The following is a 1,059-nucleotide window of genomic DNA, read 5'->3' on the forward strand; positions in this document are numbered from 1 at the left end:
CGGCCGGTTCCCGGAGTGGCTGACGAGGCGTGTGTGAGGGTCGGGCGTGCTGGTGTGACCAGCACGCCCGACCTATCCGTGTTGCTCCTGTCTCATCCCAAGGCGCCCGGTTCCCGTCGTCGCACGCCGGCCTCCGGCCAGAGCTCTAGCCCAAGACCGCCCGCAGCGGTACGCCATAGGCATGACGTCGCGAAAGCCGTACCCGAGCGACCTATCCGACGCCCGGTGGGCACTGGTCGAGCCCGTCCTGACCGCCTGGCGGGCCGAACGCCGGGGCAGGGCACTGGACATTGGGCGCCCGCCCGAGCACGACCTGCGGGACATCCTCGACGCGATCCTGTACGTCGACCGGACCGGGATTCCGTGGCGCTACCTCCCGCACGAGTACCCGCCCTGGGCCACCGTCTACGGCTACTTCGCCAAGTGGCAGCGCGACGGCGTGTTTGAGCAGCTCAGCGGCCTGCTGCGGCGACGAGTTCGCACCGCCGGCGGACGGACCGCCGAGCCGAGCGCGTGCGTGGTCGACGCCCAGAGCGTGAAGACCGCGCCCACCGTGCCCGCCGCCACCCAGGGCACCGACGCCGCCAAGAAGATCGTCGGCAGGAAACGCAGCATCATCACCGACACCCTCGGCCTTCTGCTCGCCGTACTCGTCACGGCCGCCAGCGTGCAGGACTCCGTCGCCGGCACCCAACTGCTGAACCGGGCCGCCGCCGACCACCCCACGATCAGCAAGGCCTGGGTCGACGGCGGCTACCGCCAGTACCTCGTCGAGCACGCCGCCGCCCTCGGCATCGACATGGAAATCGTCCACCGCGACCCTACGACCAGGGGATTCGCTGTCCTGCCTCGACGTTGGTGCGTGGAGCGAACCTTCGGCTGGCTCATGCTCCACCGGCGCCTGGTCCGTGACTATGAAGCCCTGCCCGCCCGCTCCGAAGCGATGATCCACCTCGCGATGATCGACAACATGACCCGCCGTCTCACCGGCGAATCAACACCCACCTGGCGAGGCACCTGAACCCGACATCATGGAACTCACGAGATCAAACGCCCTCT

At 69.0% G+C, this 1,059-nt stretch carries 1 protein-coding gene; it reads left to right on the forward strand.

Features of this window, described 5'->3' with window-relative positions; all coding sequences use genetic code 11:
- Positions 1-181 precede the first annotated feature (181 nt).
- Positions 182-1,021: an IS5 family transposase gene (locus tag ACIQI7_RS38970; RefSeq protein ID WP_401119624.1), complete on the forward strand. Its 840-nt coding sequence runs from the start codon at positions 182-184 to the stop codon at positions 1,019-1,021.
- Positions 1,022-1,059: the final 38 nt, after the last annotated feature.

This window comes from Kitasatospora sp. NPDC092039 (assembly GCF_044756065.1).
GTDB lineage: Bacteria > Actinomycetota > Actinomycetes > Streptomycetales > Streptomycetaceae > Kitasatospora.

Excerpts from the sequence above, each read along its gene's own strand:
- ACIQI7_RS38970 (WP_401119624.1), top strand. The coding sequence starts at position 182 with ATGACGTCGCGAAAGCCGTACCCGAGCGACCTATCCGACGCCCGGTGG.